Raw genomic sequence first — 25,799 nt, 5'->3', positions numbered from 1 at the left:
CACCCTGACCGGAGCCGTCCCGCCCGTCTGCACTCCCCGAAACGGGGCGGTGCCCGGTCTCGCCAACGTCGACCCCGAAGGCTACGTCCGTCTCGACCGCCTGTGCCGCGCGGGCGACCGGGACGCGGCCCTGCATCTGCGCGGCGTGATCGACTGCCCGGCGACGGCGGAGCCGCAGGTGCCGTTGTCGGCGGCGGAGGTGGAGCGGGTGGGGGCGTTTCTGGCCCGGACCGGGCTGCTGTAGCAGGGGGGTCGGGGTTTTGGTCGATCTCCGGGATTCGCGGTCGCGGCGGTGACCGCTGGGGAATGATGCCGACATGACGGAGATCGCCAACTCGCTGTGGAACGACGACGTCACCGGACCCGGCCTCCGTGAGGCACCCGCGCCCTACCAGGCGACGGTGTTCGAGCAGTACCGGTTGTGTGTGGAGATGGCCGACCGGGTCAGCGGGCGCCGCAACCTGGCCAACACCTTCTTCCTGACGCTCAACAGCGGTCTGGTCACCTTCCTGGGCGTCTGGCTGTCCCGGCCGCGCCAGGGCGACCTCTCGGTGCTGATGCTCCTGGCCGGCCTGTTGGTGCTGCTGGCGATATGCGCGACCTGGTGGGTCACCGTCCGGTCGTACCGGCAACTGAACGAGGGGAAGTTCAAGGTGATCGCGGCAATGGAGCAGCGGTTGCCCGCCCGCGCCTTCTCGGCCGCCGAGTGGAAGGCGCTGGCCGAGGGGCGCGACTGGCGGGTCTACCTGCCGCTGACCCATGTCGAGCAGTGGATCCCCGTCACCTTCGCGGTGACCTATCTGCTGGGATTCGCCTCGCTGGCCCTCTGACCCCACCGATTCGGCCAAAATCGTGGGTCACGGTTTCAACTCACGGGTAACTACAAAGAGTTGAGATACCGACCGCAATCCCGGCTCCTAGTCGCCACCACATCATGGCCGTTCCACCGCCGTGTTGCGTCACTGGAGTACCGCGTCGGAACAGGGCGGCCACCAGCCCCCAGTACGCCGCATTCGTGAACGGGGGGCTCTACTCATGCCCGGTGTCGACCATGACGGCGGGGCGCTTTTCGGGCTGCCGCTGGTCGTGCCCCGCTCGACGGAGTACGCCCGCCTCGGTGTTCCGCCGGAGGCCACGCCGGACGAGATCCGCGCGGCCGCCGCCCGCTACGACGCGCTGCTCCAGGCACGGGGAGCGAGCGACGAGGAGATCGCCGCCGCGCACGCCGTCAACCTGGAGAGCGCCGAGGCCCGCGCCGCGCACGACGCCCGGCACCCCCCGCTGCCTCTGCTGCGCCTGCAACCGACCTGGGAGCCCGTGCTCGATGACAGGGCCGTCGGGCTGACCGTGCTGCGCCGGGAGATCGAGGCCTTCCTGAAGGCGTCCGGCGAGGACGTGCACCATCCCACGGACACCACCCGGACCGATTTCACCGGCGACTTCACCCGCACCCATCTGCTCGACGGCTTCGCCGACGAGTGATCCCCGGAGGAGCTCACATGGATGACCAGCTGCACCGGGTCGTCGGCATCGACCTCGGCACGACCTACTCGGCCGTCGCCGCCTACCACCCCGACGACCTCGCCCCCCAGATCCTCGCCGACCCCGAACGTGAGGGGAACGCCGCCGTCGCCACTCCCTCGGTCGTCCGCCTCGATACGGCCACCGGCGCGCTCGTCGTCGGGCACGACGCCAAGAACGCGATCCGCACCGGCGGCCGGGGCGCGGACGACACCATCGTGGAGATCAAGCGGGAGATGGGCGCGGTGTTCACCGCGGAGCTGCTGGAGCGCTTCGGCGCGACCGGCGTCCACAAGGAGGGCGAACCGGTACGGGCCAGACTCGGCGGCGACTGGCTGCGCCCCCAGGAGATCAGTGCCCTGGTGCTGATGCAGATGAAACGGATCGCCGAGCGGTCGCTGGGCGGAGAGATCCACGACGCGGTCGTGACCGTTCCGGCGTACTTCATGGAACGGCAGAAGAAGGCCACCGAGGAGGCGGCTCTGCTGGCCGGCCTCTACCCTCGCCAGCTGATCCCCGAGCCCACCGCCGCGGCCATCGCCTACGGGGTCGACCGCGCCGAGTCCGAACGGCAGGTCTACCTGGTCTTCGACCTCGGCGGCGGCACCTTCGACGTGTCGATCATCGAGACCCGGGACGACCAGATCGAGGTCATCGCCACCGCCGGAGACCAGCGCCTGGGCGGCGGTGACTTCGACGACGCGATCGCCCAGTGGATCGTCGGGGAGCTCGGCGAGGCCCTGCCCAAGGACACCGAGCGGCTGCGGATCAAGGCGGCGGCGGAGGCCGCCAAGCGTGAACTGTCCCTGCGCTCCACGACCACCGTCGACATCGGCGACGGCATCCCCACCCTGGAGCTGGACCGGGCCACGTTCGAGCGTGAGATCCAGCCGATCCTGCAGCGCTCCCTGCACCAGGTCGACGAGGCGCTGCGGTTCGCGCGGGAGAAGAAGGGCGTCCAGCCCGAGGACGTCCACGCGGTGCTCCTGGTGGGCGGTTCGACCCGGATCCCGCGGGTGCGGCAGATGCTGCTCGACCACTTCGACCAGGACGAGGGCTTCGTCCGCGGCGACGCCAACCCCGACACCCTGGTCGCCCGGGGCGCGGCCCTCGTCGCCAACCGCTTCGAGCCCTCCCCCGCCTTCGACATCACCACCCGGCCCACCGCCGAGCGGTCCGCCGACGAGCAGGACTACACCGTCACCCTGATCACGGAGCACACCCTCGGTGTCGGCGTCCAGCAGGGCCGGTTCAACCAGCTGATCGAGCGGGGAACCAAGATCCCGGCCCGCCAGGTGAAGACGTACACGAATCCGGAGCAGGCCGACCGCATCGAGGCGGCGATCTACCAGGGCGAGGGCGACTACGTCTACGACAACACCCTGATCGGCACGATCCACCTCGATGACATCGAGCCCCGGCCCGAGGGTTACCACCAGTTCGAGGTCGAGTTCTCACTCGATGTGAACGGACTGCTCGGGGTGCAGGTGACCCACACCAACACCGGCCGGGAGTACCAGGCGACCTTCGACCAGAGCACGACCATCGGAAAGGTCGACGAGCTGGACGAACGGCGGCTGGCACTGGTCGAGTTGTTCACCAACGGCTCCACGCCGCGGGCGACGCCCCGCCAACCCGGCGGACCGACACCGGAGTTCACGGTCCCCGAACCGGTGGCCGTCTCCGTGCCGGACCCCGTCTCCGTGCCGGACCCCGTGAGCGTCCCGGCCCCCGTGTCGGCCCCACTCCCGGACCTCGATCCCGCCGACGTCCCCGCCGAGTACCGCCGCCTGTTCAAGAAGGCACTGCGTGCGGCTCGTGACGGGCAGCCACGACCGTCGCTCACCGAGGCCCTCGGCGCCTTCGTGACGGCGGTGCGCGCGGGCGCGGACGAGGACACCCTGGACGAGCTGGCCGACCGGCTCGAAGACGAACTGTGACGACAGCGGTCGACGAGCGTACGAAGGCCGTCGAGAAGGAGATCGACGCCGAGTACGCGGGGGTCGGATGGTGGGGCTCGGTCTATCGCGCGCCCCGGCGGCGACGCTGGTACCGGATCGTCCCGGCCGGGGAGATCAACGGCGAACAGCGGTCGGAGCTGGTCGGCTGGCAGACCCGGCCGCGCCGCCGCGACCTGGTTCCCGTGGTGCCCGGGGAGCGGGGCGAGCAGCGGCAGATCGGCGGCCACTGGTATCAGGTCGTCAGTTACGAGACCGACGCGGGGCGCAGCCTCGCCGACGCCCTCGACGCCCCCGATCCGGCGAACCGGGTCGCGGCCGTGGCGTCCGCGCTGCGGGCGTACCCCGGCTGGCGCGAGGCGATCGGCGCGGGGTTGGTGCCGATGCCCGCGGACATCGTGCTGACCGAGGACCGCGGGCCCCTGCTGCTCCCCCTGCCACCCTGGGGTGCCCCGGCCCTGGAACAGTTGACGGAAGATCCGGCCCGGATCGCCCACCTCACGCCCGAGGCGGCCGCCGGCCGGCCGGCCCTCGCCCGGGACCCGGGGCTGTACGCCCTGGCGGTCGCGGCCCAGCGCTGCTTCGGCAACCTGCCCGAGGCGGCCCCCGAACGACTGCTCCACCGCGCCGCGTGCGCCGCGGTGTTCACCGACGAGGAGCGCCTGCCGCCCTGGATGCGCCGGGTGGAACCGGTGCGGGCGGTACGCGACCGGCTGCGCGAGCTCACCGGACCGGGCGCCGGGCACCTCGGCGTCGAGGAGTCCCGTCGTCTCGCCGACGCCCTCGACGTGGCCCGTGACGCGATGGACCCCGTCACGGCCGTACGTTCCCTGCGCACCGCCGGCCACCCGCGGATGGCCGTCGGTCTCGCCCACGCCGCGCTGATCGACCGTCCCAGCTACGAACTCCTGCTTCTGGCCGCCGACATCGCCCGCGAGGATCTGCGCGAGCCGCTGGAGGCACTGTCGCTGCTGGAGCGGGCGGTCCAGGCGGACGAGGGACGGCCCGAGGCGTACACGGCTCAGCTGTCGATCATCGGCGGGCTCTGGTCGGTCCTTCAGGGCAGCCTCGCCCGGGCCGCCGACGACTCCTTCACCCAGCGCCTGAACGACACGGCACGCAGGGCCTTCCGGCGACTCCCGCAGCGGCAACGGCGCGAGTACGCCCACGAGATGGCCCGGTGTCTCATCGGTCAGGGCGCCCACGCCGAGGCCAACGTCCACGTGCACACCTGGCTGCACGACGAGGGCACCCTGATGTGGTGGCGCTTCGACCTCATGCTCGACTACGCCGAGACCTTCCTGCTGCTCGGCCGCCGTGACGCCGCCGTCCAGGTCGCCGAGCAGGTCAGGGCCGGGCTGCGCAGAGTGCGGGAGAACCGCGAGATGGCGGCGGGCGAGATCCACGAGCACGGCATGCGGCTGGCCGCACTCGACCGACGGCTTCTGGAGGGCGGCGCATGACCACGATTCTGCTGGCGGTCGTCCTGCCGGTGCTGTTCCTGACGACAGCGGCGAGCGGCGCGTACTTCCTCGTCGTGCTGCCGGGGCGCTGGCGCAGGCCCTACCAGGAAGCCCTCGCGCTGCTGGACAGCGACGACCGGGACGAACTGGAGCGGGCCGAGGGGCTGCTCGGGCAGGCCGTCAACGCCGGGCCGCGGGGACGGGCGCTGAACCGGGTGCGGTTCGCGCAGGCGCATGTGCGGGCGATGCTGGGAGCCTACGACCCGTCCCGTTTCGGCGCCGCCGCGACCGTCCTCGACGAACTGATCAGCGCGGAGGGCCGGCGCACCGAGCACTCCGCCTACCTGGAGCTGTGGCTCCAGGCCCGCCTGGAGAACCACGACCGGGTCACCGACCTGTACGCCGAGCACCGGGACCTGCTCGACGCCCGCCCCGACAGCCGCCGCATCACCGCCGGCTCGCACCTCCAGCTGGCCGCGAGCCACTGGCGGCGCCGGGAGACCGACGGTGCGCTGCACCACTTCGACCGGGTGCGCGAGCTCGGCGAACTGACCGACCGGATCCCGACCGAACTGAACGACCTCCGGCTCGCCAAGGGCGTCCAGGCGGTGTTCGACGGGCGGACGGAAGAAGCCCGCGAGGCCTTCGCGGCGGCACGCACACGCTTCGCGGAGCAGCAGCTGTCCACCGTGGAGGCGGACCTGGGCCTGCTCGCCTGCGACTGGCAGGACGCCGATCCCGTGGAACTGGGCGAGTGGCTGGCCGAGTTGGGCCACCAGCTGGAACGGCAGCCCCCGGCGGACGACGACACCGCGGCCCGGCTGCGCACCGGCGTCGCCCTGCTGCGGCTGCTCGCCCTGGTGCGGGAGTGGCGGGCCCGGCCCGCGCTGTCCGGGGCGCCCTCGCAGTACGACTTCGGGGAACTGGACCGACGGCTGACCGCCGTACGCGAAGCCGATCCCGAGCTCGGGGACGCCGACCTCGTCGAGGGGCTGATCCGCTACTACTTCGCCCTGAACCAGCCGGAACGTGAACAGGCACTCGCCGTCCTGGAGGCGGGTCGGCTGAAGGCCAAGGCCGTCATGCTGCCCGAGGTGCTGAACCTCATGGAACGCGAGCGGGAGCTCGGCGGGGAGGGCAACGCCCTGTCCCGCTACCTCATCCTGCTCGGGGAATTTCTGGCCGAGCCCGATCGCCCGGCCGAGGACCGGTCCCAACTCCTGCGTCTGAAGGAGAAGTTCCAGCGGTTCGTGCCCGCGGACGACCTGGACGAGGAGGCCGTGCCGCACCAGCGGGCGCCGCTGGACGACGTCAAGCGCCAGGCGGAGGCCCTGCGCCGGCGGATCGAGTTGATCGTCTGGCCCAGGATCCGCGACCTGCCCGACGACGCCCCCGCGAAGCGGGCCCTGCGCCATCTGCTCGCCGAACTCGACGACGCCGCCGTCACAGCGGCCGAGGGCGCCGCGGGTCTGCACCGCGCCGAGATCGCCGTCATCACCAGGACCGCCCAGACACTCCTGCCGGAGGAGAGCCCGTGACGAGCAGTGACCTCCCCGCCCGGCACACCCCCCACGGCCCGCCCACCACCACAACGCGCAGGACCGCCCCACCCCCGCACCACACCCGGACCACCGACCCCACCAGAACCACCCAGACCCTCCTCCCCGAGGACAGCCCATGACCCCCAGCGTTCTTCCCGCCCGCGGGTTCCGCGCCCGACGACGTCCCACGGTGGACCACGCGGCGCTCCTCGACCGGCTTCCGCCCGTGGAGCACAAGCCCGCGCCGGACGCGGACCAGCTCTTCGAACAGGCCTCGATCGCCCGGGTGTTGCTGCTGATGGTGCGGGCCGACCAGGAGGCCGTGTACCGGCTCTGCCGAGAGCTGGCCGAACACGCCCTGGGCAGCGTGCCCGAACCGGGCGAGTCGGGCTGAGACCACCGCCGTATCCACCGTGCCGACCAAGTCCACCCACCCGGAAGGGGCACCGTGTCCGCCACCGGCGATCACTCGTTCCAGGAGCTGCGCCCCGTACAGGCACTGCGCACCCCGCCCTTCGAGCTCAAGGAGGTCAGGGGGCACGGGGACCTCGTCGACGACCACGACCGTCGGCTGGCGGAGCTGGCCCGTGAAGCGGAGAAGGCCCGGCCCTCCGGCACCCCGCAGCTGCTGGCGGTTCCCGTGGCCGCCCTCACCGAGATCACGCTGCAGCTCGGCGACGACGGCGAGGACCTGTTGGAGGACGCCCGCGCCAATGTCGGCAACGGCAACTACCCGACCGCGCTGGAGCTGCTCCAGGAGTATCTGGAGATCGCCCCGGAGCACCAGGAGGCCCGCTATCTGCGGGCGTTCTGTCTCTTCCACCTGGGCGGGGACCAACGCGTGCAGGCTCTGCGCGTCCTGCGCCCGCTGCGGGACGAACCGCTCCCGGACGACCTGCGCGAGCGGGTGCGGGAGCTGCGCGGGGAACTGCGCCGTCTGCTGACCCCGGCGGAGATCACCGCGTACGCCGGGGCCGCCGACTCCGACCCCGAGGGCGCCCTCGACCGGGTCGCGGCGTTTTTGGAGCTGGCCCCGGAGGAGGGCACCCTCTCCTACCTGCTCGCTCTGGGACAGGCCCGCGCCGGACAGCTGGAGGAGGCGCTGGACACCGCCGAGCGGGGAGCCGCGGAGGCGGACACCGACAGGGAACGGGTCGCGGCCTACGCCCGCAGGCTGAGACTCGCGCTGCTGATCCCGCACGCCGAGCCGGCGCTGACGGCGTTCCGGACCGGCGCACTGCGCCGGGCCCTCGAGGAGCTGGCCGCGATGGACCCCCACTGGCGCCGCACCCGCGTCCTCGACGACCTCGACGAGCACGTCCGCCGCCTGCTCAGCGGCACCCGCGGCCCGTCCTACGCCGAGACCCTGCCGGAGGAGCGCGCCGAGGACCTCTACACCCTGGTCGCCGAGTCCGACGCCCAGCACGCCGCAGGCCTGATGGGCGTGGGCCGGCTCGAGGAGGCGGAGCGGCTGATGGCGCACCTGCTGTCCCTCGTCCCGGGCTTCCGTTGGCTCAACTTCCTCTATGCCGCCTGTCTTCTGCGCCTCGGCCACAACCCCGACCGGGCTGTCGTCTGCGCCGAGACCGCCCTGCGCGACCCCACCATCGCCCAGGCCCCCGAACTGCTGGAGGCCGTCCGCAACTGGCAGGAGGCCTCGGTCGTCAACCCCGCGGTGAAGGCCTACGTGGACACCATGGAGGCCGTGCGGGGCGGCGTGACGGCCGCGGATCTGGACACCCTGCGGGCCCGGTTGACCGACCTTCGGCGAAGGATTCCCGAGCTGCGCGGCAAGACCCGCTCCGAGGTCGGCACGGAGGTCGTCCAACAGCTCGACGAGGCGATCGCGGCACGGCTCGCGGAACTGGATCAGGTCGAGCGGTCGATGGCCGTCTCCGATCTCGTGCGGCGCTTCAACGAGCTGCCGGACCGGGTGGGTCGCACCGATCGTCACCGGATGCGCGCCGAGCTCGGCGCGATCCTCCAGGAGGCGCGACGGCTGCGCCGCGAGCGCGGTCTGCCCCAGGAGGCACGGCACACTCTCGATCAGTTGATCGAGCTGATCTCGAGGACGCTGGCATGACGACGACGGACCGCGCCACCGATCAGTGGGACGTGTTCATCAGCTACGCCCGCGAGGACTACATCCAGGCCAAGGACCTGCACGACGCGCTGCTGGAATGCGTGACGGCGGACGGCCGGGCACCGCGCATCTACCTCGACGTGTCCCGCACCGGCACACCCGTGGGGGCGGACTGGCAGAACTTCCTGGAGGACGCGCTGGAGAACACCCGCCATGTCGTGGCGCTGTACTCGCCGACGTACTTCGACAAGGACGTCTGCCAGTGGGAACTGCACGAGGCGTACAAGCTGCGGCTGACCAGGAACATCGGACTCGTCCCGCTGCTGATGGATCCGAACGCGGCCAAGAAGGTGCCGTACGGCCTGAACCGGATCAACTGGATCCCCACGTCACGACCGCGCTGGATCGACGAGGTCCGCGAGGCCCTGGGTCTGAGCACCGCTGTCGCCCGGCCCGACCTGCGCTTCGACACCCCGGCGGGGGACGTGGTCACCGGTCACACCCTGCCGCCGCTGACCGTGACGGCCGCCCCGGCGGGCGCAGCGGCCGGGCCCGCCCAGGGCACGGTCACCCTCGCCGCCCAGCCGTCCGAGACCGAACTCACCGGCACGCTCACCGTGCCCCTCACCGACGGTGCGGCCGTCTTCGGCGACCTCGCCTTCCCGGCCGCGGCGGCGGAGGTACGGCTGGTCGCGACCGCCCCAGGCTGCACCCCGGCCACGTCGGCGCCCTTCCAGGTGCGGGCCCCGCGCGAGCAGCCGTCGTGGGACGCGGCGGACCGGCCGGTGCTGGAGGTCCGCGGCCGGCCGGTGTTCTTCCCGGACGGGCGGACCCTGGCCGTCCTGGACGGGCGGCGGCTGTCGGTGCACACCTGGACGGGATCGTCGTACGAGAGCGGCGGCACCGCCGAGTTGAGGGACCGGCCGCGGCTGTGGGCGCGCGGGCGGGACTGTCTGGCCGTGGCCGACTGGTCGGGGCGGGTGGTGCTGGCGTGGCCGGACGGGCGGACGCAGATCCGGGACCTCCCCCCGGCGGAGGGGACGCGGCTGAACGTTCCCGGAGCCCTCTCCTTCGACGGGGACACCCTGCACATCGGCATGTGGTCGGGTTCCGTGTGGGCCTTCGGCGCTCCCGAGCAGGTGCTGCACCATCCCGCCGGGGTGCAGGTGCTGGCGGCCGACGGCGAGCGGCTGCTGGTCGGCGGGCTCGACGGGCAGCTCACCGACTACGTGGCGGGCCGGAGCGTGGCGGCGCACACCCTGGAGTCCGTGCTGCTCGGCATCGCGCGGGTGGGGGACTTCGCCCTGGTCGTCGGCGAACAACGCGTCCACCGGCTGGACCTGTCCCGCCGCCAGCTGCTTCAGGTGACCCAGCCGGTGACAGCGGTCACCGGGGCCCTGCCGGGCGGGGAGCTGACCGCGATCGTCGACGCCAAGGGCCAGGGTGTCTGTTTCGACGTGGAGTTGGCGGTGCGGGTCGGGTTCCGCACGGTGCCGGGGGCGGAGTTGGCGAGCTCCGCGCTGGGCGGGCGGCTGCTGGTCGTGGAGCATCCCGACGGCTCCCACGCCCTGGTCCGTGACGGCCGTACCACCTACGTCCGCCCCCACCCTCTGGCCGTGTCCCCGGACGGCGATCGGGCGGTGGTGTCGGACGGCCGGCGTCTGCTGATGCTGCCGGTGGCGGAACTGGGCGGAGAGGGTACCCCGGCATGACCGCGCACAAGAGGCTGGAGCACCGGCCCGACGTGCTGTGGCGCAACGCCGGGCACTGGTGGTCCGAGATCGCACAGGGCAGGCCCGTCACCCAGGGCCAGCTGGACGCAGTCGTCGAGGCGAGCTTCCGGATCGGCGTCCACCCCGCCACGGACCCGGCGACCGCCCTGACCCTACTGGCCCGCGCGCACCGACTGGACAGCACCAACCCCAAGCATCCGTACCACGTGGGGCTGCTCTACCTCCGCCACGGCCTCCCCGGGCCAGCCGTCCGCTGGCTGACGGCCGCCGCCGCCCTCTCCCCCGTCAACCACCGTGTCTGGGCCCATCTCGGCCTCGCGTACCGGGGCTTGGACGAGGAGCGGTCGGGCACGCCCGGCTACACCGACGAACACCGGGTCCGGGCCGACGACATCGCCGACCGGATCCGCACAGGACGGGACGACTTCGGCGACTTGGCCGACGTGGGCGACTTGGCCGACTTCGGTAACGAGGACGGACAGCCCGCGCTGCCGCTGCTGCGGCCCGGGGAGTGCCGCTGGAGCGGCGTCCACGACATGACGGCCGACGGCCGACTGCGCGGCCGTACCGCCGAGCGGACCAGGGACGCACTCCACGCCGAGCTGGAGGCCGTCTGCGCCATGGCGGACCGCCGCACGGGCGGGACGGCCTCGTTCACCGTCCTCGCCGTGCAGTGGATGGTGTACGGCTACCCGCCCGCGACCGTACGCCGGCTGGCGAAGCGCCTGCCGCCCGACGAGGGTCCCGCGACCCGCCTGCTGCATCTGGTCTGCGACCTCTTCGAGTCGGACCTCGCCGAGCTCCCGGCCCGGCTCGCGAGCTGTCTCGCGGAGCGTTCCCTCCCTGACGTCCTGGTCGCGTTGATCCACCGGCAGCGGCTGCTGTGGCGGCCACTGCGCCTCCCCGACCTCGGCGCGCACGCGGCGGCCAGGGCGTTCACCGACGGCGAGCCGGACCGGCACGAGAAGGCTCTGGCGGCGGCCTGGCGGGCGCTGGGCGAAGGCCCCCCGGCTCCCCTGGCGGACGCCCCGCCGCAGGCCGGTCCCGAGGAGACCCGGACGGTCGGTCCCGACGAGCGACTGGCGTACTTCACGAACCTCGCGGACGCGCTGCAGGACCTCCGCAAGGACACCCAGGCCCATGCGAAGGAGCTGGCCCGAGGGGCGGTCGCCGACGGGTCCGCCTACGCGCGGATCTCCGGGGACCACGGACTCCTGACCGCCCTCATGGACCGCCTGGAGACCGTACGGCTGTCCTGGCTGGAGGAGCTGGGCCGCTTCAAAGGGACCGAACCGGCAGGTCTGGTCATGCCGTTCGAGGAGTTCCAGGGGCAACTGGAGGCGTGCGAGTCGGAGTTCCAGGAGCCGCTGGGCAGCGTGCGGAACATCCTCACCAAGCGGGTGGCCCGCACACTCGGTCGGCACCGCGACGAGTTCGCGGGCGTGGAACCGGCACCCTCCGCGGCGGCACTGGCTCTCGACGCGCGCCTGACCGAGCTGGCGGGCCGTGCCTCGGTGGACGCCCCGCTGGACGCCTTGGATCCGTCCGGCCCCGACGAGCGGCTCGCGGTGTTCGAGGAGGAGGCGGCCCGGCTGACCGGGCTTCTGGAGGAGGCCGTCCGTCACGCCAAGGGCCTCCAGCGGAAGACGGTCGAGGAGGAGGCCGACTTCGCCCGCGTCCTGGGCGATCACGGCGGCCTGATGGCCCTGGCGGAGCGCTGGGAGCGGGTACGGCTGGCCCGCCTGGAGGATCTCCGAATGTTCAAGGCCGTCGAACCGGCCGGGCTCGTCATGCCGTTCGAGGAGTTCCAGAAGCGGCTCGAGGACTGCGAGACGGGACTTCAGCAGTCACCGGGCAGTCTGCGGAACATCCTCACCAAGCGGGTCGGACGCAAACTGGCCTCGGTGCAGGGCGCGTTCGCCACGGTGCGGCCCACGCCGTCCGAAGCGGTGCGGGCACTTCAGACACGGCTGGCAGAACTGGAGCCGCCGGCCGAGGAGACCGCGGACGCCGAAGCCCCGGCGCCCGCGAAGACGCCCACCGCCCCTCCGCCGCCGCCGGAGAACGCCGGCCCCCGCGAACGGGTCGCCCACGCCCTCACCCTGGCCGAGGACCGCCTCCGTGCCAACTTCACCGAGGCCTGGGCGACGCTGGAGGCGTATCCGCCCCAGCTGCGGCGCCGGGAGGCGGTCACCCTGCTGCGCTCCTATGTCGGCGGACAGCAGGCCGAGGCGGAGCTGCGGCTGGGGCGGACGACCGCGGCCCGACGGCACTGGAACACCATGCTCGCCGACGACCCGGTGGACCCGGCCGTCCTGCGCAACCTCGCGGTGGCCCACACCTCGGCGGGCGATCTGGCCCATGCCGCCCAGGCCTGGCGGCAGTGTCTCGAAGCGCTCTATCTGCGGGCCCTGCTCCACGGGGACGTCCGCCACGGCGCCGCGGAACGGGCCGAGGTGCACCGGGTCCTGGCCGGTTCCTTCGGCACCGCGCCGCTGCTCCAGGGCATGACACCGAACAGCGAACTGGACGAGGACCCCCGGCTGATCCCGCCCGTCCTGGCCGGCCGGGGCAAGGTCGAGACGGCCACCGCGCATCTGCGCCTGGAGGAGCTGAACCACCTCCTGACCCACCGCAGCCCCACGCTCCTGCTCGGCGTGGGCCGCTCCGTGGGGGAGGCGGAACTCGCCGCCGCCCGGGACCGCCGTACGGCCGCTGTCACCGCGGCCGTGGCGGCGCTCCCGGCCCGGGTGCGGGGTCCCTTCGAGCGGCTGAGCGTGACGCTTGTCGAGGAGGCGTACGACGAGGCGTCCCGGGCGACGGGACGCACCCGCAGGCCCGGGGACGAGGCCGAGGAGCAGACGCACACGGAGTGGGCGCGGCGCCGGGTGCTGTGGAAGCTGGCGGTCAACAAGGCCGTCGTGCAGGACCCGGAGGCCGAATGGGCGCTCACCGCGTACTCGGGCGACGTGATCGGGAACCTGCGCCTCATCGACGCGCTGGCCCTGGACCCGGCGGACGAGGCAGTGCTGACCGGTGTCCGGCAACTGGGCTACGCGGGCGACCCGGTGGCGTTCGTGGAGCAGAACAACAGGCTCACCGAACTCGCCTGCGAGCGCGCGGTGAGCCGTGTCTTGGAGGCGGTCGAGGAGGCCGCGTCCCGGTCCTCGTCCGATCTCTTCGCCGACCGTTTCCGGCGCATCGGCCGGTCCTGGGGCCGCAACACCGTGCCCGACCGCTACGTCGACCTCCTGGACGATCCGCAGGCGCTGTACTTCCCCTCCGTCAGGTCGGCGTTCGACATCCTGAACAGGTCCGGTGCCCCGGCCGACGAGCGGGATCGGGACGTCGTGACGGCCGCCGTGACGGCGCTGGAGCGCTGGGTGGCCCGGCTGCCCGGGGCCACCGGTCCCGCCGTCGTGCTGGCCCGGCTCCTGAGCAGCCTCGACCGGTACGAGGAGGCCGAGGAGGTGCTGGCGAGGGCGCGGGACGAGGCGTTCGGTGAGCGTGGCCGGCAGAAGCTCGCGATGTCGTTCATCCGCATCGACATCGACCGCGGCCGCCACAGCCATGCCGTGCGGGGCATCCGCGCGCTGCTGGAGGCCGACCCCGACGACGAGCGGCTGCGCGAGCTGATGATCGACGCGTACATCCGCTGGACCAACTCCGGAAAGGACGTCCCGTCGGCGCGGGCCGTCGCCGAGGACCTCGCCCGCTGGACGGACGACGAGACCGTCGCGCTGCGCCGGAGGCTGGTCGTGAGCACGACGGTGACCGCGCACGCGTCCCGCGCCGAGCGGGACGGGTTCGGTCCGCTCGTCACCGACCTGCGGCAGCTGTGCACCGAGGACCCCGACAACTCCGAGGCGCGCTACCAGCTGGTCAACGCCCTGTACCGGCATGCCTGGGAGCTCCGCAAACAGTTGCAGAGCGCTTCCGGCCACCGGCGCAGGACCCTGCGCGCGGAGTTCGAGACGGTCATGACGGAGTGCGCGGACGAGGCGCGTGACGTTCTGGGCGGCACCGGCCTGGACGAGGGGCAGCGGGCCGCGCTGTCGGAGATCCTCCGTACCGTGCGCCCTCAGTGACCCGGGGTCCCCGGAGTCACCACGCCCGACTCGTATGCCACGATGACCAGTTGGGCCCGGTCCCGCGCCCCCAGCTTCCCCATGATCCGGCTGACGTGGGTCTTCGCGGTGAGGGGGCTCAGGCCCAGTGCGCCCGCGATCTCGGTGTTGTTGAGGCCCCGCGCGACCAGGGCCAACACCTCGCACTCCCGGTCGGAGAGGCACTCGGGCCCCCCGCCCGCCATCGGTACCGACGGGCTGCGCAGGAACCGCTCGATCAGCCGCCCTGTCGGTCCCGGGGACAGCAGCGCCTCGCCGGCCGCCACCGTGCGGATGGCGTCGAGGAGTTCGGCCGGCCGGGTGTCCTTCACCAGGAAGCCGGAGGCCCCCGCGCGCAGCGCCTCGACGATGTTCTCGTCGGTGTCGTAGGTGGTCAGGACGAGCACCCGCACCCCGGCGAGCTCCTCGTCGGCCGCGATGAGCCGGGTCGCCTCGATGCCGTCGAGGTCGGGCATGCGGATGTCCATGACCACCAGGTCGGGCCGCACCGCGCGGACCGCCTCCACGGCCTCCCGTCCGCTGCCCGCCTGTGCGACGACCTCCATGTCCCGCGCCGACTCGACGAGCATGGCGAACGCGGCCCGCACCAGGGTCTGGTCGTCGGCGAGCAGCACGCGGATGGTCATACGGTTCCCTCCCCCACGGTGAGCGGCAGCGCCGCCGTCACCTCGAACCCGCCGTCCGGGCGTGGTCCGGCGTCGAGTGTGCCACCGACGCTGCGGGCCCGCTCCCGCATGCCGACCAGTCCGAAGCCGGGGCTGCCGCCCGGGACGGGCCCGGTGCCGTCGTCGGTCACCGACACCCGCAGGGCGCCCGGTTCGTCGTACAGCCTCAGGCGTACGGCGGGGGTGGGGCCCGCGTGCCGGACCGCGTTGGTGAGCGCCTCCTGGACGATCCGGTAGGCGGCGGCGCCGACGGCGGGCGGTGGGTCCGCGCGGATGCTCAGGTCCTGTTCGACGCGGGCGCCCGCGAGGCGTGCCGCCGCGACGAGGTCGGGCAGACCGTCGAGGCCGGGCAGCGGGCCACGGGTGTCCGCGGGGCCGTGGTCGCGCAGCACCTCCAGCGTCGTACGGAGTTCACCGCGCGCGGTGCGGCAGGTCTCGGAGATGTCGTCGAGTGCGGTGGCGACCGCCTCCCGGTCCAGGCGCTCGGGGTCGGCGGCCAGGACGTGCGCGGCGACGGAGGTCTGCACGCCGATCAGGGTGATGCTGTGGGCGAGCAGGTCGTGCAGGTCGCGGGCGATGCGCAGCCGTTCCTCGGCGACCCGGCGGCGGGCCTCCTCCTCGCGGGTGCGTTCGGCGCGAACGGCGCGCTCGACGATGGAGGCGACGTACTGGCGGTAGTAGCGGACGTCGATGCCGCAGAAGAGGACCGCGATGATCCAGCCGGAGGTCCGCAGCAGTTCGACGGCCTGATGGGCGCTGACGGTGAGCATGACGCTCGTGGCGACGGCGAGGACGACGGCGCCCGTCAGTACCGTCCGCAGGGGGCGGCCGGTGACGGCGACCGTGTAGAGGGCGACGAACGCGGCCGGAGTCGGGGCGGCGTGGTTGTTGTCGAGGGCGTGGTACGGCACGACCAGCGCCACCATCGCGGCCAGCACCAGCAGCGGGCGGCGGCGGCGCCACACCAGGGGCACATGGGCGGCGAACAACAACGCCCAGCCGAGGGCGTCCGGGCGGCGGCCGTCGTCGATGAACAGGCCGAAGCACACGGCGACCACCGCCAGCACGACGGCGAGCAGCGCGTCGTTGCGGGTGCCGTGCGGGGCGGTCCGCGGGTCGCGGTTGACGGCCGCCATGATCCGCTCGCCCAGCCGGGGTCTCGTGGTCTCCTGCACGGTGTCATCTTCCGGGACGTCGGGCCGGAAGGCGCCCTTCCGGGAGGGAAGGGCGCCCAGGAGTGACCTCGTCACACGCGTTCCGGCTGAGGCTCGGTCCGGACCGGCGGCTCGGGCGCCCGGGACAGTGCCCCCGGCCACCACACTTTCCGCCGCAGCGCGACGGCCGCGCTGGTGACCAGGTAGGTGCGGACGAGGAAGGTGTCGAGGAGCACGCCCACCGCGATCACGAAGCCCAGCTCGACGAGTTGGACCAGCGGCATGTTGGTGAGCACCGCGAAGGTGGCCGCGAGGACGAGTCCGGCGGAGGCGATGACCCCGCCCGTGGTCCGCAGCGCGGTGAGGGCGGCGGTGACCGGTTCGGCGCCGGCCAGGGACTCCTCGCGCATGCGGTGCATCAGGAAGATGCCGTAGTCGACGCCGAGGGCGACCAGGAACACGAAGGACAGCAGCCCGAGCCCGGGATCGGTGCCCTCGAACCCGAACACCGGCCCGAAGACCAGTCCGCCGATGCCGAGGGCCGCGGCCCACACGGCGACCACGGCGGCCACGAGGAGCAGCGGCGCGACGAGGGACCGCAGCAGGACGATCAGGATGAGCAGCACGGAGACGAGGACGATCGGCACGACGATCGTCCGGTCCCGGGCGTTGGTGTCCTTCAGGTCGAGTTGCTCGGCGCTGGGCCCGCCGACGTAGGAGCCGTCGAGTCCGTCCCGCAGGGCCTTGATGGTCGCGGTCTCCCCGGCGGACTGGGGAGCGTTCTTCGCGGTGACGGAGATCTCGGTCCAGCCGTCTCCGGTACGGCCCTTGCGCGCGCTGTCGACGCCCTCGGTGCCGCGGGCCGCGGCGAGGGCCGCGTCGGCGCGGTCGGCCGGGGCGATGACGGTGATGGGCTGGGTGCCCCGCTCCGGATAGGCCTCGGCGAGTGTCTCCATGGCGGCGACGGCGTCGGGCCTGCTGGTGAAGGAGTCCTCCTGCTTGAGGCTGCCGGGCAGGTTCAGCACGCCCAGCGCGAGCGCTCCGAGCAGCACGGCCCCGCCGGCCAGCACGGTGAGCGGCCGCCGGCCGGCCGAGCTGCCCATCGCGGCGAACAGCGACCGGCGGACCTTGGGGGTGCTGCCGTAGCGGGGCACGAGCGGCCAGAAGACGCCCCGCCCCAGCAGGACCAGGACCGCGGGCAGCAGCGTCATCATCGCGGCGAGCGCGACCAGCACGCCGACCGTCCCCAACGGGCCCATTCCGCGGCTGCTGTTGAGGTCGGCGGCGAGCAGGCACAGCAGTCCCGCGGCCACGGTCCCGGAGGAGGCGAGCACGGCGGGCCCGCAACCCTTCAGCGCGGCCGCCATGGCGTCGTACGGCCGCTCGGTGCGCCGTAGCTCCTCGCGGTACCGGGAGACGAGCAGCAGCGCGTAGTCGGTGCCGGCGCCGAACACGAGGATCGTCATGATGCCGCCGCTCTGACCGGTGACGGCGGTCCCGAACCCCTGGTGGAGGCCGTAGGCGACGGCCCGCGCCAGGAACTCCGACATGCCCGCGACCCCGAGCGGCACCAGCCACAGCAGCGGGCTGCGGTAGATGACGATCAGCAGCAGGGCGACCACCGCGGCGGTGGTGTAGAGCAGCGGGCCGCCGAGCGAGTCGTAGACCTCGCCTGCATCGGTGGCGAGGGCTCCTTCCCCGCCGACCTCGACGCCGAGCCCGTTCCCGCCCTTCGCGATGTCGCGCACGTCGTTGACGAGGAGGTCGCGGGCCTTCTCGTCGGTGCCCGGCTCGGTGCTGGCGACGGGATACATCACGGTGGTCCCGTCCTTGGACGGAATGCCCTGCGGCTCGGCGGCGAGCGGGTGCGCGTCCGCGATCCGCCCGATCTGCCCGGCCGCGGTCGCCCTGTCGGCCGCCGTCAGCCCACCGTCCCGGTGATAGACGACGACCATCTGCGTGGCCTCGCCCCCGGGCAGCCGCTCCTGGATCTTCGCGACCTGCGTCGAGTCCGCGCTCGCCGGCAGATAGTCCACGGCCCGGTCCCGCTGCACGTCCGCGAGCTTCGACGCGAACGGCGACACGGCCGCCAGCACGACGATCCACAGCCCCAGCACGAGCCAGGGCACGGCACGTCGCCGCCGTGCGCTCATCTTTGCGGCCCCCATGACGGGCCTCCCTCCGGTCGGACGTCTGAATCGCTTCCAGACTCCCGGCGCAAGGCCCGCGGTTCGTCGGGCGGGAGGGCGAGTCGGGGGCTACTGCCACGGGTGACCCGAGGCGCGGACTACTCCCCGGGGAGTATCAGAAGGGCGTCCGGGCCCGTCACGAGCAGCCTGGGTGCGTCGTCAGGGCCGAGCCCACGGCAAAAGCGTCAGGACGGCGTCCGCGCCGCTGCCAGGAGCCGTGCCACGTCGTCCGGGCCTCCAGGGCCGAGCCCACGGCGGTGAAGAGGCCCCATGGGCCGCCTGAAACGGGCGCCCGACTCGCGGCCCCGGCACGGGCGTATCAGGACGGCGTCCGCGCCGCTGCCAGGAGCCGTGCCACGTCGTCCGGGTCGCCGAAACCGAGCTCACGGTGGTGAGGAGGTCCCACGGGCCGTCCGCAGCAGGCCCCCACTCGCGGGCCCCGGCACTGGAGTATCAGGACGGCGTCCGCGCCGCCGCCAACAGCCTCGCCACGTCGTCCGCGCAGATCGTCAGGGCCGAGCCCACCGTCGTGAGGACGTCCCGTTCCGCCGGGGTGTACGGGCCGTCCGCGAGGGCGATGCGGGCCGCCTGGAGGAGGATCGACTCGCGGCCCGCCGGGGCGAGGTGGGGGGCGAGCGGGTCGAGGGCCTCGTGGAGCTCTATGGCCAGGCCGGCCCCGCACGGGCGGTCGTAGACCCGGCCGGTGTCCTCGGCGAGGGCCTCGACCAGGGCCTCCAGCTGGCCCTCGGTGCAGTCGTCGAAGCCCGCCGCGCGGACGGTGGCGGCCGCGGTCTCCAGCGAGGTGCGCGAGCAGGTGCCGCCCGCCGCCAGGACCGCGAGCGCGACGGTGTGGACGGCGTCGCGGAGCATGGCCGAGAAACGGGTCGTGGTCGGGTGGTCGAGGACGTCGGTGCCGAAGTGGCGCCCGCAGGCCGCGCATTCCACCACCGGCCCTGTGTCGCCGCGCGGCAGCACCGGCACGCCCAGCAGCACGAGGCGGCGACGGCCCGTCAGCCGCCGGAAGTTGCGGTCGCCCCCGCAGCCCGGGCAGAAGAACTCGCCGTCGCCGACGGTCGTCCACGCGGTACGGGTACCCAGGAGGCGCGCAGGCCTGGTGGCACGGCCGTTTCGTCCCCGTTCTGGCAGCACGTCGCACCTCCGCGTAACCCCGCGGCAACATCGCCGCGCTTGCGTGATGTTAGCCACATGAGTGAGGCGGAGTCAGCACCCCCGACGAGACCTACCCGTGACCTCCACGCGCCGATGGCCGATAAACGACGGGGCCTTGATCGCCGTATACAGCGACCAAGGCCCCGAAACCGCCGGTCAGAGTGATTATCGAGCGGCTCGGTTGACGGCGGAGACGACCGCCTTCAGCGACGCACGCGTCGTGTTCGCGTCGATCCCGATTCCCCACAGAACCTTGCCGTCGATCGCGCATTCGATGTAGGAGGCGGCCTGCGCGGAGGCGCCCTCGCTCATCGTGTGCTCCTGGTAGTCCAGCAGCCGGGCGTCGATGCCGACCTTGGCCAGCGCGTCGAAGAAGGCCGAGATCGGGCCGTTGCCCGAGCCGGTCAGGACGGTGTCGACGCCGTCGACGGTGGCCTCCACCTTCAGCGTGTCCACGCCGTCCGTGTCGGTCGTCGACTGCCCGTTCTTGACCTGGATACGGCCCCACGGGTTCTCGGGGTTCGGCAGGTACTCGTCCTGGAAGACCGCCCAGATGTCGGAGCCCTTGACCTCGCCGCCCTCGGCGTCCGTCTTGGCCTGGATGAGCTTCGAGAACTCGATCTGCATCCGGCGCGGCAGGTCCAGCTTGTGGTCGTTCTTCAGGACGTACGCGATACCGCCCTTGCCGGACTGCGAGTTGACGCGGATGACGGCCTCGTAGGAGCGGCCGACGTCCTTGGGGTCGATCGGCAGGTACGGCACCGCCCACTCGATGTCGTCGACGGTGACGCCCTTGGCGGCCGCGTCGGCCTCCATGGCGTCGAAGCCCTTCTTGATGGCGTCCTGGTGGGAGCCGGAGAAGGACGTGTAGACCAGGTCTCCCACGTACGGGTGGCGCGGGTGGACCTCCATCTGGTTGCAGTACTCCCACGTACGACGGATCTCGTCGATGTCGGAGAAGTCGATCTGCGGGTCGACGCCCTGCGAGAACAGGTTCATGCCCAGGGTGACCAGGTCGACGTTGCCGGTGCGCTCGCCCTGCCCGAACAGACAGCCCTCGACGCGGTCGGCGCCGGCCATCAGCGCCAGCTCGGCGGCGGCGACGGCGGTGCCGCGGTCGTTGTGCGGGTGGATCGAGATGCACACGTACTCGCGGCGGGAGAGGTTGCGGTGCATCCACTCGAAGCGGTCCGCGTGCGTGGAGGGGGTCGAACGCTCCACCGTGGCGGGCAGGTTGAGGATGATCTCGCGGCCCGGACCCGGCTGGTAGACGTCCATCACCGCCTCGCAGACCTCCAGAGCGAAGTCCAGCTCGGTGTCGGTGAAGATCTCGGGGCTGTACTGGTAGCCGAACTCCGTCTCCGGGCCCAGCAGCTTCTCCGCGTACTCCATCACCAGGCGGGTGCCGTCGACGGCGATCTGCTTGATGTCGTCCCTGGAGCCGCGGAAGACCACGCGGCGGAAGACGGGCGCGGTGGCGTTGTACAGGTGGACGGTGGCGCGCTTGGCGCCCTTCAGCGACTCGACGGTCCGCTCGATCAGGTCCTCGCGGGCCTGGGTCAGTACGGAGATCGTGACGTCGTCGGGGATCGCGCCCGGCTCCTCGACGATGGAGCGTACGAAGTCGAAGTCGGTCTGGCCGGAGGCCGGGAAGCCGACCTCGATCTCCTTGTAGCCCATCTTGACCAGCTGGTCGAACATCCGGCGCTTGCGCTCGGGCGACATCGGGTCGATCAGTGCCTGGTTGCCGTCGCGCAGGTCGGTGGAGAGCCAGCGGGGGGCGACGGTGATCCGCTTGTTCGGCCAGGTGCGGTCCGGGATGTCGACCTGCTCGTACTGGCCGTACTTGTGGATCGGCATGGTGGTGGGCTGCTGGCGGTTCGCCATGATTGCGGGGCTCCTCAGGATGTCCGGGAAGGACGGCCGACACGCAACGCGAAGCTCCGCGGGGAGGGAGTCGACCTGGACTACAGGCCCTCGCCGCGGCAGCTAAGAAGAAGCAGCCCGAAACGCATGATGCGCAGAATGCTAGCGGAGCCGCTCTCGGTGCGGGGTGCTGTATCAGTATGCGGGACCAGGGAATCGAAAGGGAGTGAAGCGGACAAAAAGTGCGCCATACCACTTCGTCACGGAGCGTGTGCTTCCCTGTCCGCATATTTCACCAATCATGGTTGCGGCTAGTGACACCGTCATGACTCAGTGCAAGGGTGCCGGGCATGACGACCCACGGGGGCTTCGAGCCCGTCTTCTGCACCGTCGTACCGCCACACGTCCTGGACAAGCTGGCCCGCAACGACGACCCCGCACTCTCCGGTCCCGCCCGGCGCACCCTGATGCGCGACAGCGAGCTGCGCGGGCGCCGCCGCGTGACGACCGAGTTCAGCCTCGCGGCCGCGCCGACGGCGAAGGCCCCGTCGGACCAGCCGCTGCGGACCGTGTACGACGCCGGCCACCGGACCGGCCTGCCGGGCAGCAAGGTCCGCGCCGAGGGCTCCGAGCCCGGCCAGGACGCCACGGTCAACCGCGCCTACGCCGGTCTCGGCGCCACCTTCGACCTCTACCTGAAGGCCTACGCGCGCCACTCCATCGACGGCGACGGCCTCCCGCTCGACGCCACCGTGCACTTCGACGAGAACTACAACAACGCCTTCTGGAACGGCGAGCAGATGGTGTTCGGCGACGGCGACGGCGAGATCTTCCTCGACTTCACCATCCCGATCGACGTCATCGGCCACGAACTCACCCACGGCGTCACGCAGCACACGGCGAACCTCACGTACTACGGGCAGCCGGGCGCCCTCAACGAGTCGATGTCCGACGTCTTCGGCTCGCTCATCAAGCAGTACACGCTCGGCCAGACCGCCGCGGAGGCCGACTGGCTGATCGGCGCGGGCCTGCTCGCGCCCAGCGTCTCCGGCAAGGCACTGCGCTCGATGAAGGCGCCGGGCACGGCGTACGACGACGACGTGCTCGGCAAGGACCCGCAGCCGGCGACGATGGACGACTACGTCCGCACCGGCCGCGACAACGGCGGCGTGCACATCAACTCCGGCATCCCCAACCACGCGTTCTACCTGGTCGCGAACGCCCTCGGCGGGCACGCCTGGGAGAAGGCGGGACAGATCTGGTACGACGTCCTGACCGGCGGCGAGCTCTCCGAGCGGGCCCTGTTCACCGACTTCGCGAAGCTCACGGTCGCGGCGGCGAAGGCCCGCTTCAACGAGGGCGACGAACTCCAGGCCGTGTCGAAGGCCTGGGAGCAGGTCGGGGTGCGGATCCTGTGAGTCCGTACTAGACAGGGACCCATGCGTATTCAGGTGCGGCGCACGGGCGGGTTCGCGGGCATCGAGCGGCACAAGGAGGTCGACACCTCCGGGCGGCCCGATGCCCACGAATGGCAGGCCCTGGCCGAGAAGGCTCTCGCCGCCGGCCGGGGCACCCGGCCCATCGGGGTTCCGGACGGCTTCAGCTACGAGATCACCGTGGACGGCAGGACGGTCTACGCGGCCGATCCCCGGCTGACGGAGGAGCAGCGGCAGCTGATCTCGAAAGTACTCAAAGAGGGCGCGTAACTGCTTGTTCCCGCCTGCCCGTTGACTTCCCTACCCGCCGGTACGGATGATCCGGCGCATGGCGACTCAAGAGCATCCCCTCCCCCAGTTCCCGGCCGGCTTCCTGTGGGGCGTCTCCACCTCGGCCCATCAGGTCGAGGGCGCGGCGGACAAGCGCGAGCGGTCCGTGTGGGACACCTTCACGGCCGAACCGGGACGGGTGAAGGACGGCTCGACGGCGGAGGTGGCCTGCGACCACTACCACCGCTACCGCGAGGACGTCTCCCTCCTGGCCGACCTGGGCGTGGACGCGTACCGCTTCTCGATCTCCTGGCCGCGGGTGCGCTCCGAGGGCGGTCTCGACTTCTACGACCGTCTCGTGGACGAACTGGTCGCGGCGGGCGTCCGTCCCGTCCCGACGCTCTTCCACTGGGACCTGCCGGTGACGCTTCAGGAGGGGGGCGGCTGGCTGGAGCGGGACACGGCGTCCCGGTTCGCCGAGTACGTGTCCCTGGTGGCCGACCGGCTCGGTGACCGCGTCAAGAAGTGGATCACTCTCAACGAGCCCGCCGAACACACCCTGTTCGGCCACGCCCTCGGCGCCCACGCCCCGGGCAAGCAGCTGATGTTCGACGCGCTGCCCGCCGCCCACCACCAGCTCCTGGGCCACGGCCTGGCCGTCCAGGCCCTGCGCGCGGCCGGCGCCACGGACATCGGGATCGCCAACTCGCACGGCCCGACCTGGCCGGCCTCCCGGGAGCAACCGGATCTGGAGGCGGCGGACTTCTACGACCTGCTGCTGAACCGGCTGTTCGCCGAGCCGGTCCTGCTGGGTGAATACCCTTCAGGGCTGGGCGAGTTGATGCCTGGCGACGTGGCCGCCGACCTCAAGGTCATCAGCGAGCCGCTCGACTTCTACGGCGTCAACTACTACGCCCCGACCCGCGTGGGCGCCCCGCAGGGCGAGGACATCGAGTTCGGCGGACTGACGATCCCGGCCGAACTGCCCTTCTCCGTCCAGGAGATCGAGAACGTCCCGGTGACGGACTTCGGCTGGCCGGTGGTGCCCGAGGGACTCACCGAACTCCTCACCACCTTCCACGAGCGCTACGGCGACCGTCTCCCGCCCGTCGTCATCACCGAGAACGGCTGCTCCTACCAGGGCGTCGACGACCAGGACCGGATCTCCTACCTGGACGGCCACATCCGGGCCCTCCACAAGGCGGTCGAGGCGGGCGTGGACGTACGCGGGTACTTCGTGTGGTCGCTGATGGACAACTTCGAGTGGGCTGAGGGGTACGCGCGCCGGTTCGGGCTGGTGCACGTCGACTTCGAAACGCTGGCCAGGACCCCGAAGGCGTCGTACGCGTGGTACCGGGAGCTGCTCCGGACACAGCGGTGAGCACGGCCCTCTCGGAGCCCGTCGAGCGCGTCGGCAAGGGCTGGACCGCGTCCCTCTCGCTGGCCAACGTGGCGATCTGGGTGGGCTGGTACGGCCCGCTGCAGATCCTGCTGGCCCGGCAGGCGGAGGACTTCGCGCCCGGCACCGGCATGTCGAAGGAGACCCTGCTGGCCTGGGTGACCGGGGTGGCCGCGGTGGTGTCCCTGGCGGCGAACCCGTTCTTCGGCGCGCTGTCGGACCGCACCACGGCCCGCTGGGGCCGCCGCAGCCCGTGGATCGTGGCCGGTGCGGCGGGTGGCGCGCTGTCGCTGCTGGTGCTCGCCGGGGCGGGCGGGCTGTGGGTCATGACGCTGGGCTGGTGTCTGGTCCAGCTGACCCTGAACGCGTCCTTCGCGGCGGTCACGGCGGCCGTCCCGGACCGGGTGCCGCGGTTCCAGCGGGGCGCGGTCGGCGGCTGGATCGGGGCGGCACAGATCCTGGGCGCGGTCGTCGGCACGGGGCTCGCGACGGCGGCGGGCGGGATCGCGGCGGGCTATGCCGCCTGCGCGGTGTTCACGCTGGCGGGCGTCCTGCCGTACGTGCTCCGCCACCGGGATCTCACACTGCGGCCCGCGGACCGTCCCGCCTGGTCCTGGCGGTCGTTCGTGCGCGGTTTCTGGCTGAGCCCGCGCCGCCACCCGGACTTCGCCTGGGCCTGGCTGACCCGCTTCCTGATCAACCTCAGCAACGCGCTGGTGCTGCTGTATTTGCTGTACTACCTGCGGGACCGCCTGCACTACGACGACCCCGAGCGGGGCGTGCTGATCCTGACCGCGGTGGACAGCGTGGCGCTGCTGGCCACGGTGGTGGTGGGCGGTGTCTGGTCGGACCGGGTGGGCCGCCGCAAGCCGTTCGTGCGCTGGTCCGGCGTGCTGATGGCGGTGGCCACGGGAGTGCTCGCCGTGTGGCAGACCTGGCCGAGCGCGATCGTCGTGGCGGCGCTGCTGGGGGTGGGCCTCGGGGTGTTCATGTCGGTCGACTTCGCGCTGATGACGGACGTCCTGCCGACGGCTCTCGACCGGGGCAAGGACCTGGGCGTCATCAACGTGGCCAACTCGCTGCCCCAGGTGGCCGCCCCCGCCATCGCCGCACCGATCGTCACGCACCTGGGGGGATACCGGGTCCTGTACGGGGTGGCGGCGGTGGTGGGTTTGGCGGGGGCGATACTGGTCGGCCGTATCAGAGGCGTCGACTAGGTCTCCC

At 72.1% G+C, this 25,799-nt stretch carries 19 protein-coding genes and 1 pseudogene; 15 read left to right on the top strand and 5 right to left on the bottom strand.

From position 1 onward, the window contains the following. Positions 1–40 precede the first annotated feature (40 nt). The 11 genes and pseudogenes from ACZ39I_RS01870 to ACZ39I_RS01820 form a co-directional block, all read left to right on the top strand. Positions 41–244: pseudogene (locus ACZ39I_RS01870) on the top strand (dihydrodipicolinate synthase family protein); the annotation flags it as partial. Positions 245–317: 73 nt separating this feature from the next. Further along, positions 318–830, top strand: coding sequence for a RipA family octameric membrane protein (locus ACZ39I_RS01865; protein WP_467241744.1), 513 nt, complete (start codon positions 318–320; stop codon positions 828–830). A 205-nt stretch (positions 831–1,035) separates the two neighbouring features. Next, complete coding sequence (locus tag ACZ39I_RS01860) at positions 1,036–1,482, top strand: J domain-containing protein (RefSeq protein WP_062043154.1); 447 nt, start codon at positions 1,036–1,038, stop codon at positions 1,480–1,482. Between the two features lie 17 nt (positions 1,483–1,499). Next, positions 1,500–3,461, top strand: a complete 1,962-nt coding sequence (locus tag ACZ39I_RS01855) for an Hsp70 family protein (protein ID WP_467241741.1) — start codon at positions 1,500–1,502, stop codon at positions 3,459–3,461. Continuing rightward, a complete protein-coding gene (locus ACZ39I_RS01850; protein WP_467241739.1) occupies positions 3,458–4,942 on the top strand; it encodes a hypothetical protein in 1,485 nt (494 codons plus the stop codon). The genes ACZ39I_RS01855 and ACZ39I_RS01850 overlap by 4 nt, the downstream gene beginning before the upstream one ends. After that, on the top strand, positions 4,939–6,480 hold the full coding sequence (locus ACZ39I_RS01845; RefSeq protein WP_467241737.1) for a hypothetical protein: 1,542 nt from the start codon (positions 4,939–4,941) through the stop codon (positions 6,478–6,480). The genes ACZ39I_RS01850 and ACZ39I_RS01845 overlap by 4 nt, the downstream gene beginning before the upstream one ends. Then, positions 6,477–6,623, top strand: a complete 147-nt coding sequence (locus tag ACZ39I_RS01840) for a hypothetical protein (RefSeq protein WP_467241735.1) — start codon at positions 6,477–6,479, stop codon at positions 6,621–6,623. Before ACZ39I_RS01845 ends, ACZ39I_RS01840 begins: the two co-directional genes overlap by 4 nt. Then, positions 6,620–6,877 carry a hypothetical protein gene (locus ACZ39I_RS01835; protein ID WP_467241734.1) on the top strand — a complete coding sequence of 86 codons (258 nt, stop codon included), beginning with the start codon at positions 6,620–6,622 and terminating at the stop codon, positions 6,875–6,877. Before ACZ39I_RS01840 ends, ACZ39I_RS01835 begins: the two co-directional genes overlap by 4 nt. Positions 6,878–6,931: 54 nt before the next feature. Next, positions 6,932–8,566 carry a tetratricopeptide repeat protein gene (locus ACZ39I_RS01830; protein WP_467241732.1) on the top strand — a complete coding sequence of 545 codons (1,635 nt, stop codon included), beginning with the start codon at positions 6,932–6,934 and terminating at the stop codon, positions 8,564–8,566. After that, positions 8,563–10,278: a toll/interleukin-1 receptor domain-containing protein gene (locus ACZ39I_RS01825; RefSeq protein WP_467241730.1), complete on the top strand. Its 1,716-nt coding sequence runs from the start codon at positions 8,563–8,565 to the stop codon at positions 10,276–10,278. The genes ACZ39I_RS01830 and ACZ39I_RS01825 overlap by 4 nt, the downstream gene beginning before the upstream one ends. After that, positions 10,275–14,387, top strand: a complete 4,113-nt coding sequence (locus tag ACZ39I_RS01820; RefSeq protein WP_467241729.1) for a tetratricopeptide repeat protein — start codon at positions 10,275–10,277, stop codon at positions 14,385–14,387. Before ACZ39I_RS01825 ends, ACZ39I_RS01820 begins: the two co-directional genes overlap by 4 nt. Here the strand turns inward: ACZ39I_RS01820 and ACZ39I_RS01815 are convergent. The 5 genes from ACZ39I_RS01815 to leuA all read right to left on the bottom strand — a co-directional run bounded on the left by ACZ39I_RS01815 (position 14,381) and on the right by leuA (position 21,491). Beyond that, positions 14,381–15,052, bottom strand: coding sequence for a response regulator transcription factor (locus ACZ39I_RS01815; RefSeq protein WP_467241727.1), 672 nt, complete (start codon positions 15,050–15,052; stop codon positions 14,381–14,383). The genes ACZ39I_RS01820 and ACZ39I_RS01815 overlap by 7 nt on opposite strands. Continuing rightward, positions 15,049–16,341 (bottom strand): sensor histidine kinase, encoded by a 1,293-nt coding sequence (locus tag ACZ39I_RS01810; protein ID WP_467241726.1) that lies wholly within the window; start codon positions 16,339–16,341, stop codon positions 15,049–15,051. Before ACZ39I_RS01810 ends, ACZ39I_RS01815 begins: the two co-directional genes overlap by 4 nt. Next, a complete protein-coding gene (locus ACZ39I_RS01805) occupies positions 16,338–18,413 on the bottom strand; it encodes an MMPL family transporter (protein ID WP_467241723.1) in 2,076 nt (691 codons plus the stop codon). The genes ACZ39I_RS01810 and ACZ39I_RS01805 overlap by 4 nt, the downstream gene beginning before the upstream one ends. A gap of 474 nt (positions 18,414–18,887) precedes the next feature. Beyond that, positions 18,888–19,583 (bottom strand): TerB family tellurite resistance protein, encoded by a 696-nt coding sequence (locus tag ACZ39I_RS01800; protein ID WP_467241721.1) that lies wholly within the window; start codon positions 19,581–19,583, stop codon positions 18,888–18,890. Positions 19,584–19,769: 186 nt separating this feature from the next. Further along, positions 19,770–21,491 carry a 2-isopropylmalate synthase gene (gene leuA / locus ACZ39I_RS01795; RefSeq protein ID WP_352383771.1) on the bottom strand — a complete coding sequence of 574 codons (1,722 nt, stop codon included), beginning with the start codon at positions 21,489–21,491 and terminating at the stop codon, positions 19,770–19,772. A 329-nt stretch (positions 21,492–21,820) separates the two neighbouring features. Here leuA and ACZ39I_RS01790 point away from each other — a divergent pair, with 329 nt between their 5' ends. The 4 genes from ACZ39I_RS01790 to ACZ39I_RS01775 are packed head-to-tail and all read left to right on the top strand — an operon-like array spanning position 21,821 to position 25,792. Beyond that, positions 21,821–22,888 carry a M4 family metallopeptidase gene (locus tag ACZ39I_RS01790; RefSeq protein WP_467241718.1) on the top strand — a complete coding sequence of 356 codons (1,068 nt, stop codon included), beginning with the start codon at positions 21,821–21,823 and terminating at the stop codon, positions 22,886–22,888. Positions 22,889–22,909: 21 nt separating this feature from the next. Further along, a complete protein-coding gene (locus tag ACZ39I_RS01785; protein ID WP_352383775.1) occupies positions 22,910–23,176 on the top strand; it encodes a protealysin inhibitor emfourin in 267 nt (88 codons plus the stop codon). Positions 23,177–23,234: 58 nt separating this feature from the next. Next, positions 23,235–24,557 carry a GH1 family beta-glucosidase gene (locus ACZ39I_RS01780; RefSeq protein WP_467241715.1) on the top strand — a complete coding sequence of 441 codons (1,323 nt, stop codon included), beginning with the start codon at positions 23,235–23,237 and terminating at the stop codon, positions 24,555–24,557. Next, a complete protein-coding gene (locus tag ACZ39I_RS01775; protein WP_467241713.1) occupies positions 24,554–25,792 on the top strand; it encodes an MFS transporter in 1,239 nt (412 codons plus the stop codon). The genes ACZ39I_RS01780 and ACZ39I_RS01775 overlap by 4 nt, the downstream gene beginning before the upstream one ends. The last annotated feature ends 7 nt before the right edge of the window (positions 25,793–25,799 follow it).

The organism is Streptomyces sp. NPDC024687 (genome assembly GCF_055559055.1).
This window is presented reverse-complemented; position numbering and strand designations above follow the sequence as displayed.

Bases quoted from the DNA above. Each gene is read 5' to 3' on its own strand.
- ACZ39I_RS01865 (WP_467241744.1), top strand. From the start codon at position 318: ATGACGGAGATCGCCAACTCGCTGTGGAACGACGACGTCACCGGACCC.
- ACZ39I_RS01815 (WP_467241727.1), bottom strand. From the start codon at position 15,052: ATGACCATCCGCGTGCTGCTCGCCGACGACCAGACCCTGGTGCGGGCC.
- ACZ39I_RS01860 (WP_062043154.1), top strand. From the start codon at position 1,036: ATGCCCGGTGTCGACCATGACGGCGGGGCGCTTTTCGGGCTGCCGCTG.
- ACZ39I_RS01790 (WP_467241718.1), top strand. From the start codon at position 21,821: ATGACGACCCACGGGGGCTTCGAGCCCGTCTTCTGCACCGTCGTACCG.
- ACZ39I_RS01780 (WP_467241715.1), top strand. From the start codon at position 23,235: ATGGCGACTCAAGAGCATCCCCTCCCCCAGTTCCCGGCCGGCTTCCTG.
- leuA (WP_352383771.1), bottom strand. From the start codon at position 21,491: ATGGCGAACCGCCAGCAGCCCACCACCATGCCGATCCACAAGTACGGC.
- ACZ39I_RS01785 (WP_352383775.1), top strand. From the start codon at position 22,910: ATGCGTATTCAGGTGCGGCGCACGGGCGGGTTCGCGGGCATCGAGCGG.
- ACZ39I_RS01820 (WP_467241729.1), top strand. From the start codon at position 10,275: ATGACCGCGCACAAGAGGCTGGAGCACCGGCCCGACGTGCTGTGGCGC.
- ACZ39I_RS01805 (WP_467241723.1), bottom strand. From the start codon at position 18,413: ATGGGGGCCGCAAAGATGAGCGCACGGCGGCGACGTGCCGTGCCCTGG.
- ACZ39I_RS01825 (WP_467241730.1), top strand. From the start codon at position 8,563: ATGACGACGACGGACCGCGCCACCGATCAGTGGGACGTGTTCATCAGC.
- ACZ39I_RS01845 (WP_467241737.1), top strand. From the start codon at position 4,939: ATGACCACGATTCTGCTGGCGGTCGTCCTGCCGGTGCTGTTCCTGACG.
- ACZ39I_RS01835 (WP_467241734.1), top strand. From the start codon at position 6,620: ATGACCCCCAGCGTTCTTCCCGCCCGCGGGTTCCGCGCCCGACGACGT.
- ACZ39I_RS01855 (WP_467241741.1), top strand. From the start codon at position 1,500: ATGGATGACCAGCTGCACCGGGTCGTCGGCATCGACCTCGGCACGACC.